Raw genomic sequence first — 18,783 nt, forward strand, 5'->3', positions numbered from 1 at the left:
ATTGTTAATTAAGGCCTGCCTGGTAACCAATAATTCAGGCAATGGCCTTTTAATATTTAGTAACAAATTTTGCATCATTAAACTGCTATATGGAATGTTTCATATAGTCTAATTTTAGAAGATGTAATTATCATAAAGGGTGATTAAGTGTTTAAATATGCTGGCGTTATTGTAAATAATAACTCAATTCAAGTTGATAAAATTTTTACCTACATAGTTCCTGAAAGCTTAAGAAATACCATTGAATTAGGCTATAGGGTGAAAGTCCCATTTGGAATGGGTAATAAAAAGGTTTATGGCTTTATTATTAAACTCTTTGAAGTTAATAAAAGTGAAAATAATAATTTAAAGGAAATATATGAATTAAGTGATTCCTATCCGCTATTAAGGAAAGAGGATATAGAGCTTCTTGACTTCATGAGGGAAGAGTACCTATGCACCTATTTAGAAGGAATTAAAGCCATTATTCCAACTGGTATTTTAAAAGGTGTAAAAACTAAAGTTAATGCAGTTTTATATGCTGGAAAAGAACTTCAAGGTAAGTTTGATAAAGAACCCTATATAAGTATTTTTAACGCAGCGAAGTCAAATAATGGAAAATACAACAAAAATGAATTGAGCAAATTATATAACTTTTCATTATCATCTATAAACACAATGCTGAAACAGGAGTATTTATCAGATGAAAAAGTTATTGTTAACAGATACAATGATAGAAGCTTTGATAAATATTCCGAAAAAATTCTAAATGTAGAACAAAAGAAAGCTATTGAAATCATAAATGGTTCAGAAAATAATATTTTTTTAATTCATGGAATAACTGGAAGCGGAAAAACAGAAATTTATATGAAGCTTGTAAGTGAAGCAATTAAAAATAATAAGGAATCCATAATATTAGTGCCTGAAATTTCCTTAACCCCTCAGATGGTTGAAAGATTTAAAGGGAGATTCGGTAAGGATATTGCAGTTTTTCACAGCAAATTATCTGAAGGGGAACGCTTCGATGAATGGCTTAGAGTAAAAAATAAGCAGGTTAAGGTAGCTATTGGAGCTAGATCGGCTGTTTTTTTGCCCTTTAGCAATCTAGCTTATATAATAATTGATGAAGAACATGAAAATAGCTATAAATCAGATAGTGATCCTAAGTACCTTGTTTTTGATATAGCTAAGTATAGGTGCAGGTATGAAAAGGCTAAGCTTATTCTAGGCTCTGCAACTCCATCTGTTGAAACCTATTATAAAGTAGAAGAAGGCAAAATAAAGCTTATAACACTTAAAAACAGGGCAGATAATGCAATTTTACCTCATATTGAAGCAGTAGATATGCGGGAAGAACTCTTAATGCAAAACAAATCAATATTTAGCAGAAAATTATATGAGGAAATGGATAAGGCTCTTGCAAATAAAGAGCAGATAATTCTATTTTTAAATAGGCGAGGTTTTTCTACCTTTGTTTCCTGTAGAAAATGTGGTTTTGTTTTTAAATGCAGCAAATGTGATATTGCCTTAACTTATCATCATGAAGATAACACACTAAATTGTCATTACTGTGGTATGAAAAGGAAAATAACAAATATATGCCCAAAATGTAAAAGCAATTATGTAAAATACTTTGGCATAGGTACAGAAAAAATAGAACAGGAAGTAATGAAAATCTTTCCTAGTGCAAAAACACTTAGAATGGATTTTGATACTACAAGAAAAAAGAACTCCTATGAAGAAATTTATAATTCCTTTAAAAACCATGATGCTGATGTTTTAATAGGAACACAAATGATTGCCAAGGGTTTAGATTTTAAAGGTGTAACTTTGGTTGGTGTTCTCGCAGCGGACCTTTCTTTAAATGTTCCTGATTTTCGCTCTGCTGAAAGAACTTTTCAATTAATAACGCAAGTTTCAGGCAGAGCTGGCAGAGGAGAAAAGGAAGGGAAAGTAATAGTTCAAACCTATACGCCTGATAATTATAGTATCCAATTTTCTTTAACTAATGATTATCTAGGCTTTTATAATAGAGAGACTTCAATAAGAAGGGATATGAACTATCCCCCATATAGCAAAATATTATTAATAAATTTAAGCAGCAAGAAAGAAAGTTTATTAATAAAATATATACAAAATATTGGTATAATTTTAAAGAATAATCTTAAGGAAAATGATAAAATAGAAATGTTAGGGCCATGCCCCTGTGCCATTTCTAGGATAAATGATTTTTATCGATGGCAGATAATTTTAAAAGGAAATATTAATTATTCTATTGCAAATAATATTAAGAATATAGTTTATGACTTAACAAAGGAGATATATTCCGATATAAGAGTCAGCTTAGATTTAAATCCAATAAGTTTAATGTAATTTATGTAGAGCAAAAAAGGAATACAAGTAGCGTAACAATTGATAATTGTTACGTGGATATAAGGAATACAAGGAGGTAATAAAATGGCTTTAAGAAATATAAGAAAAATAGGTGATGAGATTTTAAGAAAAAAATCTAGAACAGTAGATGAAGTTACTGATAGAATACGAATTCTTCTTAGTGATATGCTGGAAACTATGTATACTGCTGATGGGGTTGGCCTGGCAGCACCACAAGTTGGAATACTAAAGAGACTTGCTGTTGTTGATGTTGGAGAAGGTCCTGTTTATTTGATTAATCCTGTAATATTAGAGACCGAGGGAGAAGATATAGACGAAGAAGGATGCTTAAGTATTCCAGGTGAGCAGGGAGCAGTATTAAGACCAAAGAAAATTAAAGTTAAAACATTAAATGAGAAGGGTGCAGAAGTTATTATAGAAGCTTCAGACTTTTTTGCAAGAGCTATATGTCATGAAATGGATCATTTAGATGGAGTACTTTTTGTAGATAAGGTTATTAAAGAAAGCGAGGCATAAAAATGGACATTATCTTTATGGGTACTCCTGAGTTTGCAGTACCTTCCTTAGAAAAACTTATAGAAAATTATAATGTTACAGCTGTGTTTACCCAGCCAGACAGGCCTAAGGGAAGGGGTAAGAAAATTGGGACTTCCCCTGTTAAAGATACGGCAATAAAATATAATATTCCTGTTTATCAGCCTGAAAAAATCAGAAATGATGCAAAAGGCATTGAAACTATTAAAGAACTAGAACCAGATTTTATTATTGTAGTAGCATTTGGTCAAATTTTGCCAAAGGAAATTCTGGATATACCGAAATATGGCTGCATTAACCTTCATGCTTCGCTGCTTCCTAAATACAGAGGTGCCGCTCCAATAAATTGGGCTGTAATAAATGGTGAAAATATAAGCGGAAACACTACTATGCTTATGGATATAGGACTCGATACCGGTGATATGCTTCTTAAAAGTGAGTATCCTATAAAAAATGATATGACAGCAGGTGAACTTCATGATATTTTAATGGAGGATGGAGCTAATTTGCTGCTTGAGACTATAGAAAAGGTAAAAGCTAATAAACTTATACCGCAAAAGCAGGATCATTCTAAAAACACTTATGCTCCAATGCTTACAAAAGAGTTAGCTAAAATTAATTGGAATAAAACAAATATAGAAATAAACAATTTAATTAGAGGCTTAAACCCATGGCCTGCTGCTTATACTGATTATTTAAATAATTCTATGAAAATCTATGAGGCTGAAGTTAAAGTTTCAAATAACAAATACGAGCCTGGACTTATCATAAGCGTAACAAAAGAGGGAATTGAAGTAGCCACAGGTGAAGGCAGCTTACTTATAAAACGAATTCAGTTTCCTGGCGGAAAGCCTTTATCAGTAGAAGAGTATATAAGAGGTCATAAGCTAGAAGAAAATATATTTTTAAAATAAAGGATAGTTTAATTTATTTTGAAGTATTAGTAGTTCCTATTGATACTAATAAAATAAAATGAGGTAAAATAATGGAAAATGCTAGAAAAGTTGCTGTAGATATTCTTCAAAGTATATTTGATAAAGGCGGATATTCAAATATCGTCTTAAATAGAAGCCTTAGTAAGGCAGATCTAGAAAATAGAGATAAGGGCCTAGTGACGGAAATTGTCTATGGCACCATTAAATATAAATACACTATTGATAAAATATTAAGTAAATTCTTAAAGAATGGTTTAAAAAAGCAGGACAGCTTTCTTTTAAATATTTTAAGAATAACTATATATCAAATTAAATATTTGGAGAAGATTCCACAATTTGCTGCTGTTAATGAAGCTGTGGAGCTTACTAAAAAATATAGGTCCTTAAGCTCCTCTAAGGTTGTAAACGGAGTGCTTAGAAATTACTTAAGAAGTGAGGACAGCACATATATAAATGAAAGTAATAATTTAGAGGCATTATGCTTTAATTATTCCTTTGAGCCTTGGATGGTAAAGCTCTTAATTAAACAGTACGGCATGGTTACAGCTGAAAATATAATGAAGGGTCTAAATAAGGTACCAAGTATTACACTTAGGGTAAATAATATTAGAACCAATTATGAAAATGCAATTAAAGACCTTACTTCTTATGGATATGAAATTGAAGAAGGCAATGTTTGCCCGGAAGCAATAAGAATAATTAAAGGCAAAAGCATAGAAAATAATCCTCTTTTTTTAAACGGCATGGCAACAGTTCAGGATGAAAGTGCTATGCTGGTTGCACCTTTAATGTCACTTAGGGAGAACATGACAGTTTTGGATTTATGCAGTGCTCCAGGCGGTAAAACCACTCATATATCTGAGATAATGAATAATACTGGCAAGGTTTATGCCTTTGATATTCATAAGGATAAACTTGCTCTTATAATGCAGAATGCTAAAAGACTAGGAATTACTAATATTAAATGTTCCACCTTAGATGCAGCAGTTTATAATGATGCTTTAAAAGATTTAGGTGATAGGGTGCTTATTGATGTTCCATGCTCTGGTCTTGGCATTATTAGAAAAAAACCTGAAATAAAATGGACTAAAAATGAAGCTGAATTAAATAGTTTAATTGATATTCAAAGAAAAATAATGAAAAATGCCGCATTATATGTAAAAAGTGGCGGTTATATTTTATACTCAACCTGTACCTTAAATAAGAAAGAAAATGAAGAGAATATTAAATGGTTTTTATCTAATAATAAAAATTTTACTATAGATAGAATTTTCTTTGGAAATGCCGTAAATATATGTTATAGTGATTTTGGGGTTACTATTTTACCTAATGAGAGTATGGACGGATTTTTTATTGCTAAATTATACAAAATAGAGTAGGTGCATTTATGAAAAATATCTTAGATTATGATTTGTCAGAGCTTAAGCTTTGGATGAAAGAAAATAATGAAAGCGAATTTAGAGCAACTCAGGTTTTTCAGTGGATATACAAGGGTGCATCTGAATTTAATGATATGAAAAACCTTCCAAAAGCTTTAATTGAGAAACTTAACAATACTTTTCATATAGAACTTCCTAGTATAGTACATGTACTAAAGAGTGAAGATGAGACTTACAAGTTTCTTTTAAGCTACAGTGATGGTAATATAATTGAAACAGTTGTAATGAAATATAATTATGGCAATTCCATTTGCGTATCTACACAAATTGGCTGCAAGATGGGCTGTAAATTCTGTGCCTCCACCCTTGGCGGTATTGTAAGAAATCTTAGTTCAGGTGAGATTTTAGCTGAGGTCCTTGTTGCACAAAAATATATTAATGAAAGAATTTCAAATATAGTTCTTATGGGAAGTGGAGAGCCCTTAGATAATTATAGTAATGTAGTTAAGTTTATTAGTTTAGCCAATGCTGATTACGGTTTAAATATAGGACAAAGGCATATTACACTTTCAACCTGTGGGATAGTACCTAAAATCTATGAGCTTTCTAAACTAAAGCTGCAAATTACACTAGCAATTTCTCTACACTCACCAAATGATGACCTTAGAAGGTCTATGATGCCAATTGCAAATAAATATTCTATAGAAGAGTTAATTAAAGCCTGCAGCGTATATATTGAAGAAACCAATAGGAGAATTACCTTTGAATATGCCTTGGTTTTTAATACTAATGATAGTAAAGAAAATGCAGAAGAACTTGGCAGGTTATTAAAGGGTATGTTATGTCATGTCAATTTAATCCCTGTAAATGAAGTAGCTGAAAATAACTTTAAAAAGTCTACAAATGAGCAGATTTATAAGTTTCAAAATGTTCTGGAAGGTTATGGTATAGAAACAACAGTTAGAAGGGAAATGGGCTCTGATATTAATGCTGCATGTGGTCAGCTTAGAAGAAGTTTTATACAAAGTAATAGCCCAGAAAAGGAGTGAAATAAATGATTGGCATGCTTTCAGACATAGGGAATATTAGAAAAGTCAATGAAGACTTTGTAGGTTTTCATGAAGATTCTAATAAAAAACTTTATGTTATTGCTGACGGTATGGGTGGACATAATGCTGGAGAAATTGCCAGTAAAATAGCCGTGGAAAATACTATTGAATTTGTATTTTCCGCTGAACTTAATGAACAAATAGAAATTTTATTAAAACAAGCCATAGAAGCTTCAAACAATAAAATATATGAGGTTTCTAAAACTGATCTTGCACTTAAAGGTATGGGTACTACTATTACTGCCTGCTTGGTTACTGGTAATGAAATGGTTGTTGCTAACGTAGGAGACAGCAGATGCTATATTTTAGAAAATGATAATTTTCATCAGATAACTAATGATCATTCTCTTGTACAAGAACTTGTAGATAATGGTTCGATTACAGAAGAGGAGGCTGCTATTCATCCCAACAAAAATGTAATAACCAGAGCTCTAGGAACAGCTGCAAAAGTTGAAATTGATATTTTCTCAGCTGACCTAAGCAGTGTATCCAAGGTTTTGCTATGTACTGATGGATTAACTAACTCATTAACCAAGGAGGAAATATACGAAATTATAACTAATAATGATTGTGAAACCTCCTGCATTAGGCTAATAGAGCTAAGTAAAGAGCGCGGTGGAAGAGACAATATAAGTGTGATTATATTTGAAGGAGAGTGCAATGATGGTAGGGACTTTACTAAATAATAGATATGAAATTTTAGAAAAAATTGGCGAAGGCGGCATGGCAAAGGTATATAAGGCTAAGGATCATTTGCTTAATAGATATGTTGCTGTTAAGGTGTTAAAAAGTGAGTTTTCGAAAAATACAGAATTTGTGGTGAAATTCAAAGCCGAAGCAGCTGCAGCAGGGAGTATGTCTCATAGTAATATAGTAAATATATTTGATGTAGGCTCAGAGGAGAATGTAAATTACATTATTATGGAATATGTAAATGGTAGAACTTTAAAAGAGCTTATTATTGAAAATGGAAGGTTAGATTACAATAGAGCTCTAGATTTCGGCATTCAAATAGCAAAAGCTTTAGAATGTGCACATAAAAACAACATAATACATAGAGATATAAAGCCTCAGAATATTTTAGTTACAGATGATGGCTTAGTTAAAGTTACAGACTTTGGTATAGCTAAGGCTACAAATTCGGTTACAATTACTAATACAAATAAAGTAATTGGATCTGCTCATTATTTCTCTCCTGAACAGGCTAAAGGTTCTGTTGTCGATGGAAGAACTGACATTTATTCACTAGGAGTCGTGTTGTATGAGATGGTTACAGGCAGAGTTCCCTATGATGCAGAAAGTCCAGTTTCAGTTGCATTAAAACATCTGCAGGAGCCAGTTGTACCTCCAATCCATTTAAACAGTAATGTTCCTGAGGGGTTAAATAATCTAATATTAAAAGCTATGGAAAAAGAGCCAATTGGCAGATACCAAAACATTAAAGATATGCTTTTAGATTTGCAGAGAATAAAAAATAATACTAATTACAAAGTGGATTTTAACAATACTGAAGATGAGTATACTAAAGTTATGGCCCCAATAAATAACATTAACGATGAAGAAGATAATGAAGATGAGGAAGACGGTACAAAAACAAACAAGAAAAAACTTGCTGCTATACTTATACCTTTAGCGGTTTTAGTCATTGCTGTTGGTGTATTTGCTGGTTGGTATATGAGTAAAAAACCTAATCTAAATCCTAGTTCACTTATAAGCAGCGATACAACAGTACCTAAAATAATAGGGCTTAGTGAAGCAGACGCTCAAAATGCTGTTAAAGCAAATAATTTAAAGTTTGTTGTAGCAGGAAATCAAAAAAGCGATAAACCAGCTGGAACAGTAATTGCATGTAGTCCAGATGAAGGTAGTACTATAAAAACAAATCAAGATGTCAGAGTTTATATAAGCTCAGGACCAGCTGAAACATTGGTTCCTAACCTTGTTGGCATTGATATTACCGCTGCTACAGATATGATTAATAATAATGGTTTTACACTTGGAAAGGTAGACCATCAATTTAGTGATACTGTTCCAAAGGATAGTATAATAAAGCAAAACCCTCCTGAAAATTCACCATCAACTGCTGGAACAAAAATTGATTTAGTGGTAAGTTCAGGTCCAGAAATTAAATATACTACAGTTCCAGATTTAACTAATGCTACATTAGATGAGGCAAAGACATTACTAACAAATTCTAATCTTAAAATGGGAAATCAAATAGTGATTCCTACAGATAACCAGGCTTTAAATGGTAAAGTGGCAAACCAAACAATTACTGCAAAGAGCCAAGTTAAACAAGGAACAGTGGTAGATATTAGTTATTACGTATTTACTGAAGGTGGAGCATAAAAGGAGATACTATGAACGGAACTATAGTTAAAGGTATCGGTGGATTTTATTATATTAAAACTCAAGATGAGATTATTGAATGTAAGGCAAGGGGTAAGTTCAGATTTAATGAACTTACCCCTATGGTTGGAGATAAGGTTGAAATAACGGTAAAAAACAATAAAGGAGTTATAGAGAGGATATTTGAAAGATCTAGTGAACTTATAAGGCCAAGTGTTGCAAATGTCTCTCAGGCCTTTGTTGTTTTTACTTTTAAAAATCCTGAACTTAACTTAGAGCTCTTAAACAAATTTTTATTACAATGTGAAAAGAATAATTTAAGGGTAGTTATTTGCTTTAATAAAATTGATCTAGTTGATTTAAAGGAATATGAACATATCTTTCATATGTTTAATAATGCTGGCTATGAATGTATTTACTTAAATGCTAAAAGTGGCATTGGACTAGATCTTTTAAAAGAGAAGCTTACTAACAATATTACAGTATTTTGTGGTCCTTCAGGCGTTGGCAAATCCACTTTATGTAATAAACTTATTGGAAGAGAACTTATGGAAACAGGAAACATTAGTGAAAAATCCAGCAGGGGTAAACATACTACAAGGCATAGTGAATTAATTGAATGTAAGGATGGTTTTATAGTAGATACACCAGGTTTTTCTTCCCTTGAAATTATTGATATTGAAAAAGAAAAGCTTCAGAATTATTTTCCTGAATTTAAGGTCTATAAAGATACCTGTAAGTTTTCAGGCTGTCTTCATTACAAAGAACCTTCTTGTTCAGTAAAAGAAGCAGTAAATGAGAATAAAATAAATGAGCTTCGTTACAATTTTTACGTTAAAACACTTGAAGAATTAATGCGCGGGAGGATAAAAAGATGATTAAAATAGCACCATCTATACTTTCAGCTGACTTTTCTATTCTTGGCAGCGAAGTTAGCGAACTAGAAAAGTATGGAGCTGACTTTATACATATCGATGTAATGGACGGAAGGTTTGTACCAAATATTACTTTTGGTCCACCTATTATTAAAAGCATAAAAAAATATTCCAGACTTCCCTTTGACGTCCATCTTATGATTGAAGAGCCTTCTAGGTATATTGAAGACTTTGTAAAGGCTGGAGCAGATATTATTACTGTTCATTACGAAGCAGATAAACATATTGATCGAACAATAAATTATATAAAAAGTTTTAATGTTAAGGCAGCAGTTGCGCTTAATCCAGGTACTCCAGTTTCTAATATTAAAGATATTGTAAAAGAATTAGATATGGTACTTATTATGAGTGTTAACCCTGGATTTGGCGGTCAGAAATTTATAGATTACAGCAAGGATAAAATAAGAGAACTAAGAGAAATGGCTAATTCTAATAATCCAGGGCTTTTAATAGAAGTAGATGGTGGAATTGATAGAAATAATATAGGACAAATAGTGAAAAGTGGTGCAAATGTTATAGTGGCAGGTTCTGCAGTCTTTAAGAATCATGCTATTAAAGAAAATATATTAGATTTAAGAAGCGGGCTGTAAAATGAAATGCATAATAATTGCAGGAGGTACACCTCCTAGTTTAGAACTTTTAAAAGATGAGATGGAAGATTCAGTCTTTATTATATGTGCAGATAGCGGTGCTGATTGTCTTATAAATTATAAAATTATACCTGAATATTTAATAGGAGATTTTGATTCTATAAATAGAGAGGCTTTTAATTTCTTTTTAAACAGTAATTGTAACATAGAAAGATATCCAGTGGCTAAGGACTGCACAGACTCTGAATTGGCATTCCTTAAGGCAAAAGAGCTAGGTGCTGATGAAATTGTGTTTTTAGGCTGCACCGGTTCTAGACTTGATCATACCTTAGGTAATTTTGGTCTGCTTTTAAAATGCTTAAATAGCAATATAAAAGGTTGTATAAGAGATGCTAATAACTATATAGAGTTATTAAATAGTCCCATTATAATTTCCGGTAAGCCAAAAGAAAAATTTTCACTGCTTGCCTATAATTCTACTATTAAGGATTTAACAATTTACGGTGCAAGATATCCACTTAATAACTATGAATTATCCATAGGGGATTCTTTAACTGTATCTAATGAATTTAAAGATCCTGAAGTTAAAATAACCTTCTCAAGTGGGTATTTGCTTTTACTTAGAAGTAAAGATTGATTTTAAATATAAAGATATTGATAAAAATCCCTTAGGGGATTTTTTAATTTTAAGTTTTATATAGACAAATTTCCTTCAATTTTATAAATTTTTAATTTAGTATAAGAAGGCTTTATTTTTGTCACAAAATATTAAGTTAAGCATATAATAGTAACAAAGCAATAGGGTGAGGTATGGGCTTTGTCAATAAAACGTAGATTTAAGAAAAATATTGGGTGGATAATAGCCTCTATAGGTATTGGAATTATAATTACCTTTATTATACCTTTTTGGGGATGGATGATTGCAGTTGGCGGTGGACTTATATACGTCGGCTGGAGAATAATAGATAACCAACATTAATAATGGTTTGGGGGGATATAAATGAAAATAGTAGCTATAAAGCTGCCTAGATGTATAGCTTCCATATTAAAAGTATTCATAAGAAAAAAAAAATAAATTGAACATAAATAATAAAAAATGCAATTGTTATACAACTGCATTTTTTATTATTTATACAGCACGTTGAACTCTACCTGAACGTAGACATCTTGTGCAAACATGTATTGTTCTTGGGGTTCCTTCAACAACAGCCTTTACTCTTCTTAGGTTTGGAGCCCATTTTCTCTTCGTTTTACGATTTGAATGACTTGCTTGTAATCCTGATATAACACCCTTATTGCATATTTCACATCTTCTTGACACAAAAACACCTCCTTAGAAATTGTGAAGAATTTATCTTCTCAATCCAAACATGTTTTATTTTATCACACATTTTGGCTTTTTTGCAAGTATAAAATGAAATAATTAGCTAAATAATTAAACTTAAGTATTAATTTTATTGAATAAATTCTATATTTAATATAAAATAGTCTATATGGTCTTTTTAATTGAGGAGGGATATTATGATAGGCAATATTCAAAACGAAAACGGAGTTATTAGTTATTCCGAAGAAGTAGTTGCAAATATTGTTGGAGTTTCAACCATGGAATGCTACGGAGTTGTCGGTATGGCATCTAAAAATGCTAAAGATGGACTTTGGGAACTTATTAAAGGAGAAAACTTAAGCAAAGGTGTAAAACTTCATTCAAAAGAAAATGAATTATCAATTGAATTATATATAATAGTTGAATATGGAACTAAGATTTCTGTTATAGCTAATAATATAATTCAAAAGATAAAATATAACATTGAAAATTTAACTGGACTTAAGGTTTCCAGTATTACAGTTAACGTACAAGGTGTTAGAGTCTAAGGGGGTACTTTTAATGGAATTCATAAAGATAGATGGGATACATTTTTACAACATGGTAGTAAATGCTTCAAACAAATTGGAGGAGCAAAAAGCCTTTGTAAATTCCTTAAATGTATTTCCTGTTCCAGATGGTGATACTGGAACTAATATGTCAATGACCTTTAGAGCTGCAGTTTCAGAAATTGAAAATATGAACAGCATATCTATTGGTGAAGTTTCGAAGAGATTAGCTAAAGGAGCCTTAATGGGAGCTAGAGGAAACTCTGGTGTAATTTTATCTCAGGTTTTTAGAGGTATTGCCAAAGGTTTGGAGGATAAAACTGAGGTAGATGTTTTAGAATTTGCAAATGCCTTACTGGAAGGTTCTAAATCAGCATATAAGGCAGTAATGAGACCAACTGAAGGAACAATTTTAACCATTATTAGAGCTGCTGGTGAGAGTGCAGTAAGAAGTACTGCATCTAACATTACTGCTTTAATGGAGGAAGTAACTGAGCAAAGTGAAATAATGCTTAATAAAACACCAGAAATGCTTCCTGTGCTTAAAAAGGCAAAAGTAGTTGATGCTGGTGGTATGGGCCTCTTAATTATACTTAAAGGTATGTTTGAAGCTTTGAAATTTGATATAAAAGCTGAAATATCAAATATCTCAAGTAGTAATAATGAAGCCTTTAATGCTGCACAAATACTAGGTGAACAAGACATAGAATTTGGGTATTGTACTGAATTCTTCGTTTTAGGTAAGGATATTAATGTAGATAACTTCAGAAATGAATTAAATCCACATGGTGATTCCATGATTGTCGTTGGTTCTGAGGATGCCGTTAAGGTACATATTCATACTAATGACCCGGGTTTAGTACTTTCAAAGGCTGTAAAGCTTGGTGAATTATCTAAAATTAAAATAGATAATATGAGAGAACAGCATAGACATGTGTTATATGATGAAAATACCATTAATAAGGAAGCATCAAAAAATAGAGATATGGAAGAAGCCGCAGTAGAAGCTAAGAAATATGCATTTATCTCCGTTGCAATGGGAGAGGGAATAAAGAATATTTTTGAAGACTTTGGTGTTGACTACGTTATTGAAGGTGGTCAAACTATGAATCCTAGCACCCAGGATATTTTAAACTGCATTGAAAAATTAAATGCTGAAAATATTTTTATTCTTCCTAATAATAAAAATATAATTATGGCTGCAAACCAAGCTGCAGAACTATCAGAAAAAAATATTGTTGTAGTACCTACTAAAACTATCCCACAGGGTATAGCTTGTATTACCATATTTGATTCTGAAGCAGCTTTAGAAGATAACATAACAGCTATGAATGATGCAATAGAAAAGGTAACTACAGGTCAGGTAACCTATGCTGTCAGAGATACAGAAATGGATGGCAAGGCCATTAATGAAGGAGATATTTTAGGTCTTCTTGAAGGCAAGATTAATGTAGTTGGTAATGATATATATGAGGTATGCGAAGAAGTATTAGCTAACATGTGTGATGAAAACAGCGAGCTAATTACAATATTATATGGTGAAGAAACAGATGAAGCTAAAGTTTCTGAGCTAGTATCTAAATTAGAGGAAAAGTATCCCGATAAAGATATTCAAAGCTACAATGGAATGCAGCCTCTTTATTACTTTATAGTTTCAGTGGAATAAGAAAAGCCTTTGGGCTTTTTTTATTCTTAGGCTATGGCTAAACTTGGTTGCAATTAACCTAAGTTTAGCCATAGCCTATTCTATATATGGGAGTGTTACTCATGAATATTTACGAAGATATCTCTTATTTAAAAGGGGTAGGTCCTAAGATGCAAAAGCTCTTAAATAGCCTTGGAATTATAAATATAATAGATTTAATTTTATATTTTCCTAGGGATTATGAAAAATATTATATAAACGGTGACGGTGAGAAAACTATATCCGGCAGCAAAATTATTATAAGTGGTATCGTTATTAGAATTGACAGAGACTTAAGAACAAAAAAGGGGAAAGTAATTTCAACCGTAGTCTTAAAAAACAATAAGGGAGAAATTTTTAAATGTAAGTGGTTTAACCAGCCTTATATGAAGGATAAATTTATAATTGATATTCCTTATACTCTTAGCGGTAAAGCTCAAGAATTTAATGGAGAAAAAATAATTGTAAATCCAAGTATAATAAAAGATTTTAAGCCTATTAACGATTTAAATTCAGAAAAAGACACTAAACTTTCTCCTAAATATGGATTAAAAAGCGGAATAACAAATAATTTTTTGGTTAAAGTAATCTCAGAAATTCTTGCAAAGGTGGATATTGCTGAAAATCTGCCTGAAGATTTACTAAAGAAATATAAGCTTTGCAATCTTAACTTTGCCATGCATAATATTCATAACCCAAAGAGCTTGGAAGCTTTAACAATGGCTCAAAGGAGACTGAAGTTTCAGGAGCTTTTTACTTATTCTTTAAAAATTTTACTTCTAAAGGAATATGTTAATAATACAAAAAAGGGCATAGCCTTTAAAATGTCACCAGACTTAAAGCTTTTAAAGGAGTCCTTACCCTTTGCCCTTACAAATGCGCAAAATAGAGTTATAAGAGAAATTCTATTAGATCAAAAATCAGTAAAACAGATGAATAGATTAGTACAGGGTGATGTTGGCAGTGGGAAGACCATTGTAGCTATTATAAGTATATTTAATACAATAAAAAATGGCTATCAAGCTGCTTTTATGGCTCCTACAGAAATCCTTGCAGTTCAGCATTATGTAGAATTAAATAAAATACTAGGAAAGTTTAACATCAATATTTCCTTGCTTAATGGAAGTGTTCCTAAAAAGCAGAAAGATTTAATTAAAGAAGATATAAAAAGTGGGAATATACAAATAGTAGTTGGTACCCATGCTCTTCTTGAAGAAAGTGTGGAATTTAATAATTTAGGCTTAGTAGTAACAGATGAGCAGCATCGTTTTGGGGTCATGCAGAGGAGTAAATTATTTAATAAAGGTAAAAATATAGATATATTAGTTATGACTGCTACTCCAATACCTAGGACAATATCATTGTTTTTATATGGTGATTTGGATATTTCTATAATTGATGAACTGCCTCCAGGAAGGCAGAAAATAGAAAGCTCATATCTTTCAGAAAGCAGGAGAAGCAAAGCTTATAATTTTGCATTAGAAGAGATAAAAAATGGGAGACAGGTCTATGTTGTATGCCCACTGGTAGAGGAAACAGAAAATGCTGAGCTTAGTTCTGTAGAAAAGTTATATAATTTGCTTACTAATAATTATTTTAAGTGTATAGAAATAAAAATGCTTCATGGTAAAATGTCGGCTGCAGATAAAAATCAGATTATGGATAGCTTTAAAAAAGGTGAAACAAAGGTTTTAGTTTCTACTACAGTTATAGAAGTCGGCATTAATGTACCTAATGCTACTATTATGATAATTGAGAATGCAGAACGATTCGGACTTGCTCAGCTTCATCAGTTAAGGGGCAGAGTAGGAAGAGGAGAGTATAAATCCTATTGCATTTTAATTGCTAATATAAAAAATGAAACAATTAAAAAGCGGCTTGATATTATTCAAAATAACACAGATGGTTTTAAAATAGCTGAAGAGGACCTTAAAATCAGAGGTGGCGGTGAATTGTTTGGCTTTAAACAACATGGTGATACTGGACTCATTCTAGCTGATTTAATAAATGATTTTAATATGCTTAAAGTTGCCAATAGTGAAGCAAGAAATCTTCTTAAAAGCCCCGAAGCAAAAGATATTAAAGTTAAAGAAGATATAATCAAAGCTATGGACAATACTTCAAGGTTCATATGTTTTAATTAAGAATTAATGAATTTTATTTTTAAAAATTACATTATATGAGGTATTTTTATTTATTTTCTTGAAATATGGAGATATTTGTATTATTCTATGTATATATGTAATTTAATAATTTTATCATAAGGAGTGAAAGCTATGAGAATTATTTCAGGTGAAGCAAAGGGCAGAAAGCTATTATCTCCTGAAGGCATGGGTACTAGACCAACATTAGATAGAATAAAGGAATCAATTTTTAACATAATTCAAAATAAAGTTTATGGTTCAGTTGTCATAGATGTATTTGCAGGAACAGGAAGTTTAGGCCTGGAGGCAGTAAGCCGCGGTGCTAAGGAATGTTATTTAATTGATAAAGGAGAGACTACCTTTAAATATTTAAAGCAAAATGTTGAGAATTTTAAGTTCACAGATAGATGCAAGTGTTTAAATATGGACTCCTATGATGCTTTAGAAAATTTAGTTAATAAGAATATAAGCTTTGATTTAATTTTTATTGATCCACCTTATTTAAAAGACATGATACCGCCAGCTATTGATATCATAACAAAAGGAAACTTACTTAAAAAAGATGGTCTAATAGTATGTAAAATTGATACAAAAGAAACCTTGTATGAAGGAAACTTAAAAATTATGCTTAAAGATCATAGAATGTATGGAAATACAACTGTATGTTTCTATAAGTACCTGGAGGATTAATATGAAAAGAGCAGTTTATCCTGGAAGCTTTGATCCAATTACAAATGGTCATCTAGATATTATTAAAAGAGCTTCAGAAATTTTTGATGAGGTTATTGTAGGAGCTCTGGTAAATCCTGATAAGAAAGGATTGTTTGATATTACTGAACGGGTAAACCTAATAAAAAAATCCACCTCTAATATCAGCAATGTGAGAGTAGAAAGTTTTACTGGACTTTTAATCGATTTTATGAAGAAGACTGATACTAAAATAATTGTTAAAGGTTTAAGGGCTATTTCTGATTTTGAATACGAGTTTCAAATGGCCATGTTAAATAATAAATTAGATTCCAATATAGAAACCGTATTTTTAATGACTAGTGAAAAGAATTCATATATAAGTTCTTCATCTATTAAGCAGATTGCTATGTTTGGAGGCAGCATAACAGACTTTGTTCCAGAAATTATAGTTAATGATATTTTGGATAAATTTAAAAAGTAGGGGGATATATTATGGAAGTAATAAAACTATTAGAATACCTTCAAGAAATTCTAGACACAGCTTCGAAGGTTCCTGTTACAGGAAAAATACTTGTAGATAAAAAAGAAGCTATGAATGTTGTTGATCAAATTATAAATTATCTTCCAGATGAATTTAAAAAAGCTCAGTGGATTGTGGAAGAAAAAGAAAGAATACTTGGAGAAGCTCATGAAGAGACCTCTACCATGAAAAAAGAAAGCATGGATTTAATTAAAAGACAGATTGAAAACCACGATATCACCAAGGAAGCAATGATAAGAGCTGAAGAAATTATTGCTTCAGCCCAAAGAGATGCAAAATCCATGAGACTTGGAGCTAGAAATTATGCTGATGAAATACTTACTCAGCTTGAAAAACAAATTACAGATAAAGGTAACTCCATGGTTGCAAACATTAAAACTCAAGTCGAAGATTTTGTAGAAGGATTAAGCACCGAAGTTAATTCAGATCTAACTACTATACGAGAAAACATTAAAGAATTAAGAGGTATGAAATAGCCTGATAATTCTATTTAATATAAAGGGTGCTGTCAATAACATCATTAATATTAGTAGAGTGGACAAGTCATTAATATTTTTGCTGTTTGCTGCAAAAACATCTACAGTTTTACTTATAAATAAAAATTTATATAAAATTGCAGATATAATTGAACAAATTAGGCCTTGGAGGGCCTTTCTTATTATATATTTTTTCATAGATAAATTATATTTATATGTAAAGGAAAATACTTGAGAAATGACTGAAAAACCACTAAATCCTAATATAAAGCTTATTAAAATAGTTTTAGCATAGAGACTAATGTCAGCAGAAGATATTAGGAAGCTTCCATTAGTCATTTCTATTACCCCTAAAGCCATTCCTTGTGTTATATTTTTATTTAGATTAAGCAGTGTGCTGAAACCATTTATGGCAATATCAAAGATGATATTGCTTTTTATTATTCCTATTATTACACTAAATAGGATAACAAAGCCTCCAATACTTATAGAAGTCTTTATAGAATTTTCAATACTATCCTTTAAAATAATACCGATGTTTTTTTTAGGGGTTAAAATCTCATTACTTCTTTTATAGGCCTTATAAGGCACTTTAGCTGGAAGTATAATTCCCATAACAAAACAGGATATGTAATTTGAAACAAGAAGCAGATAGCCAATATAATTATTTTTCAGCATAGATGTACCTACTGCTCCAATTACAAACAAAGGACTCGCATTACTAGCAATATTAATAAGTCTTTCACAGGTTAAAAAGTCTATGTGTCCATTTTCATACAAATCACAGGCATATTTAGCGCCTAAGGGATAGCCGCAAAAGAAACTTACCATTAATGCAAAGGTACACTGAAGGGGCAGCTTTAAGGGCTTACATATAATATTGCCCAGTAGATTTGAATATATTTTTATTCCATCATAGGACATCATAATACTTGTAATTACTAAAAAAGGAAATAATGAAGGAAATACTTTGTTTACAAATAAATTAACTCCAAGCAGTGCTGAATTTATACAAAGCTTTGGAGTTAACAAAATTTGCACAATTAGAAGGGAGCAAACTATAGTTACTAATAAGCTTTTATTAAATGATTTAAACAATAAGTATATTAATAATGCTATTATAAGAACTATTAAGAAAAATAAAAAATTCAACAAGATCTCCTCATTTTCAG

The 18,783-nt window shown here is 31.2% G+C and carries 19 protein-coding genes; 17 read left to right on the plus strand and 2 right to left on the minus strand.

All coding sequences use genetic code 11. From position 1 onward, the window contains the following. Positions 1-147: 147 nt before the first annotated feature. The 11 genes from priA (at position 148) to ACJDUH_RS08925 (ending at position 11,183) form a co-directional block, all read left to right on the plus strand. A complete protein-coding gene (gene priA, locus ACJDUH_RS08875; protein ID WP_406764794.1) occupies positions 148-2,352 on the plus strand; it encodes a primosomal protein N' in 2,205 nt (734 codons plus the stop codon). A gap of 84 nt (positions 2,353-2,436) precedes the next feature. Beyond that, positions 2,437-2,889, plus strand: a complete 453-nt coding sequence (def, locus tag ACJDUH_RS08880) for a peptide deformylase (protein ID WP_406764795.1) — start codon at positions 2,437-2,439, stop codon at positions 2,887-2,889. A 2-nt stretch (positions 2,890-2,891) separates the two neighbouring features. Next, complete coding sequence (gene fmt / locus ACJDUH_RS08885; RefSeq protein ID WP_406764796.1) at positions 2,892-3,821, plus strand: methionyl-tRNA formyltransferase; 930 nt, start codon at positions 2,892-2,894, stop codon at positions 3,819-3,821. Positions 3,822-3,892: 71 nt separating this feature from the next. After that, the gene (gene rsmB, locus ACJDUH_RS08890) at positions 3,893-5,221 is read left to right on the plus strand and encodes a 16S rRNA (cytosine(967)-C(5))-methyltransferase RsmB (protein ID WP_406764797.1); all 1,329 of its coding nucleotides are present in this window, start codon (positions 3,893-3,895) and stop codon (positions 5,219-5,221) included. 8 nt (positions 5,222-5,229) lie between these two features. Further along, the gene (gene rlmN, locus ACJDUH_RS08895; protein ID WP_406764798.1) at positions 5,230-6,270 is read left to right on the plus strand and encodes a dual-specificity RNA methyltransferase RlmN; all 1,041 of its coding nucleotides are present in this window, start codon (positions 5,230-5,232) and stop codon (positions 6,268-6,270) included. Positions 6,271-6,275: 5 nt separating this feature from the next. Next, the gene (locus ACJDUH_RS08900) at positions 6,276-7,016 is read left to right on the plus strand and encodes a Stp1/IreP family PP2C-type Ser/Thr phosphatase (RefSeq protein ID WP_406764799.1); all 741 of its coding nucleotides are present in this window, start codon (positions 6,276-6,278) and stop codon (positions 7,014-7,016) included. Then, entirely contained in the window at positions 6,991-8,679 is a 1,689-nt protein-coding gene (pknB, locus tag ACJDUH_RS08905; RefSeq protein ID WP_406764800.1) for a Stk1 family PASTA domain-containing Ser/Thr kinase, read from the plus strand. Before ACJDUH_RS08900 ends, pknB begins: the two co-directional genes overlap by 26 nt. A gap of 11 nt (positions 8,680-8,690) precedes the next feature. After that, complete coding sequence (gene rsgA, locus ACJDUH_RS08910) at positions 8,691-9,557, plus strand: ribosome small subunit-dependent GTPase A (RefSeq protein ID WP_406764801.1); 867 nt, start codon at positions 8,691-8,693, stop codon at positions 9,555-9,557. After that, a complete protein-coding gene (gene rpe / locus ACJDUH_RS08915) occupies positions 9,554-10,204 on the plus strand; it encodes a ribulose-phosphate 3-epimerase (protein WP_406764802.1) in 651 nt (216 codons plus the stop codon). The genes rsgA and rpe overlap by 4 nt, the downstream gene beginning before the upstream one ends. Before the next feature lies 1 nt (position 10,205). Continuing rightward, entirely contained in the window at positions 10,206-10,841 is a 636-nt protein-coding gene (locus ACJDUH_RS08920; RefSeq protein ID WP_406764803.1) for a thiamine diphosphokinase, read from the plus strand. 180 nt (positions 10,842-11,021) lie between these two features. Further along, positions 11,022-11,183 carry a hypothetical protein gene (locus ACJDUH_RS08925; protein ID WP_406764804.1) on the plus strand — a complete coding sequence of 54 codons (162 nt, stop codon included), beginning with the start codon at positions 11,022-11,024 and terminating at the stop codon, positions 11,181-11,183. A gap of 150 nt (positions 11,184-11,333) precedes the next feature. Here ACJDUH_RS08925 and rpmB read toward each other — a convergent pair whose 3' ends face one another. Then, positions 11,334-11,525, minus strand: a complete 192-nt coding sequence (rpmB, locus tag ACJDUH_RS08930) for a 50S ribosomal protein L28 (RefSeq protein ID WP_406764805.1) — start codon at positions 11,523-11,525, stop codon at positions 11,334-11,336. Positions 11,526-11,725: 200 nt separating this feature from the next. On the opposite strand from rpmB, the gene ACJDUH_RS08935 reads away from it, so the two are divergent. The 6 genes from ACJDUH_RS08935 to ACJDUH_RS08960 all read left to right on the plus strand — a co-directional run bounded on the left by ACJDUH_RS08935 (position 11,726) and on the right by ACJDUH_RS08960 (position 17,611). Continuing rightward, the gene (locus ACJDUH_RS08935) at positions 11,726-12,076 is read left to right on the plus strand and encodes an Asp23/Gls24 family envelope stress response protein (RefSeq protein ID WP_406764806.1); all 351 of its coding nucleotides are present in this window, start codon (positions 11,726-11,728) and stop codon (positions 12,074-12,076) included. A gap of 13 nt (positions 12,077-12,089) precedes the next feature. Next, positions 12,090-13,742, plus strand: a complete 1,653-nt coding sequence (locus tag ACJDUH_RS08940; protein ID WP_406764807.1) for a DAK2 domain-containing protein — start codon at positions 12,090-12,092, stop codon at positions 13,740-13,742. Between the two features lie 101 nt (positions 13,743-13,843). After that, positions 13,844-15,904, plus strand: coding sequence for an ATP-dependent DNA helicase RecG (gene recG, locus ACJDUH_RS08945; protein WP_406764808.1), 2,061 nt, complete (start codon positions 13,844-13,846; stop codon positions 15,902-15,904). A gap of 132 nt (positions 15,905-16,036) precedes the next feature. Continuing rightward, the gene (gene rsmD, locus ACJDUH_RS08950; protein ID WP_406764809.1) at positions 16,037-16,594 is read left to right on the plus strand and encodes a 16S rRNA (guanine(966)-N(2))-methyltransferase RsmD; all 558 of its coding nucleotides are present in this window, start codon (positions 16,037-16,039) and stop codon (positions 16,592-16,594) included. Position 16,595: 1 nt separating this feature from the next. Then, a complete protein-coding gene (coaD, locus tag ACJDUH_RS08955) occupies positions 16,596-17,075 on the plus strand; it encodes a pantetheine-phosphate adenylyltransferase (protein ID WP_406764810.1) in 480 nt (159 codons plus the stop codon). An 11-nt stretch (positions 17,076-17,086) separates the two neighbouring features. After that, the gene (locus ACJDUH_RS08960) at positions 17,087-17,611 is read left to right on the plus strand and encodes an ATPase (protein ID WP_406764811.1); all 525 of its coding nucleotides are present in this window, start codon (positions 17,087-17,089) and stop codon (positions 17,609-17,611) included. Here the strand turns inward: ACJDUH_RS08960 and ylbJ are convergent. Then, positions 17,594-18,763, minus strand: a complete 1,170-nt coding sequence (ylbJ, locus tag ACJDUH_RS08965) for a sporulation integral membrane protein YlbJ (protein WP_406764812.1) — start codon at positions 18,761-18,763, stop codon at positions 17,594-17,596. The genes ACJDUH_RS08960 and ylbJ overlap by 18 nt on opposite strands. Positions 18,764-18,783 lie beyond the last annotated feature (20 nt).

This window comes from Candidatus Clostridium radicumherbarum, from assembly GCF_045310525.1.
GTDB lineage: Bacteria > Bacillota > Clostridia > Clostridiales > Clostridiaceae > Clostridium_AT > Clostridium_AT radicumherbarum.

Coding starts and splice junctions, on each gene's coding strand:
- def (WP_406764795.1), top strand. CDS start 2,437: ATGGCTTTAAGAAATATAAGAAAAATAGGTGATGAGATTTTAAGAAAA.
- fmt (WP_406764796.1), top strand. CDS start 2,892: ATGGACATTATCTTTATGGGTACTCCTGAGTTTGCAGTACCTTCCTTA.
- rsmB (WP_406764797.1), top strand. CDS start 3,893: ATGGAAAATGCTAGAAAAGTTGCTGTAGATATTCTTCAAAGTATATTT.
- rlmN (WP_406764798.1), top strand. CDS start 5,230: ATGAAAAATATCTTAGATTATGATTTGTCAGAGCTTAAGCTTTGGATG.
- ACJDUH_RS08900 (WP_406764799.1), top strand. CDS start 6,276: ATGATTGGCATGCTTTCAGACATAGGGAATATTAGAAAAGTCAATGAA.
- pknB (WP_406764800.1), top strand. CDS start 6,991: ATGATGGTAGGGACTTTACTAAATAATAGATATGAAATTTTAGAAAAA.
- rsgA (WP_406764801.1), top strand. CDS start 8,691: ATGAACGGAACTATAGTTAAAGGTATCGGTGGATTTTATTATATTAAA.
- rpe (WP_406764802.1), top strand. CDS start 9,554: ATGATTAAAATAGCACCATCTATACTTTCAGCTGACTTTTCTATTCTT.
- ACJDUH_RS08920 (WP_406764803.1), top strand. CDS start 10,206: ATGAAATGCATAATAATTGCAGGAGGTACACCTCCTAGTTTAGAACTT.
- ACJDUH_RS08935 (WP_406764806.1), top strand. CDS start 11,726: ATGATAGGCAATATTCAAAACGAAAACGGAGTTATTAGTTATTCCGAA.
- ACJDUH_RS08940 (WP_406764807.1), top strand. CDS start 12,090: ATGGAATTCATAAAGATAGATGGGATACATTTTTACAACATGGTAGTA.
- recG (WP_406764808.1), top strand. CDS start 13,844: ATGAATATTTACGAAGATATCTCTTATTTAAAAGGGGTAGGTCCTAAG.
- rsmD (WP_406764809.1), top strand. CDS start 16,037: ATGAGAATTATTTCAGGTGAAGCAAAGGGCAGAAAGCTATTATCTCCT.
- coaD (WP_406764810.1), top strand. CDS start 16,596: ATGAAAAGAGCAGTTTATCCTGGAAGCTTTGATCCAATTACAAATGGT.
- ACJDUH_RS08960 (WP_406764811.1), top strand. CDS start 17,087: ATGGAAGTAATAAAACTATTAGAATACCTTCAAGAAATTCTAGACACA.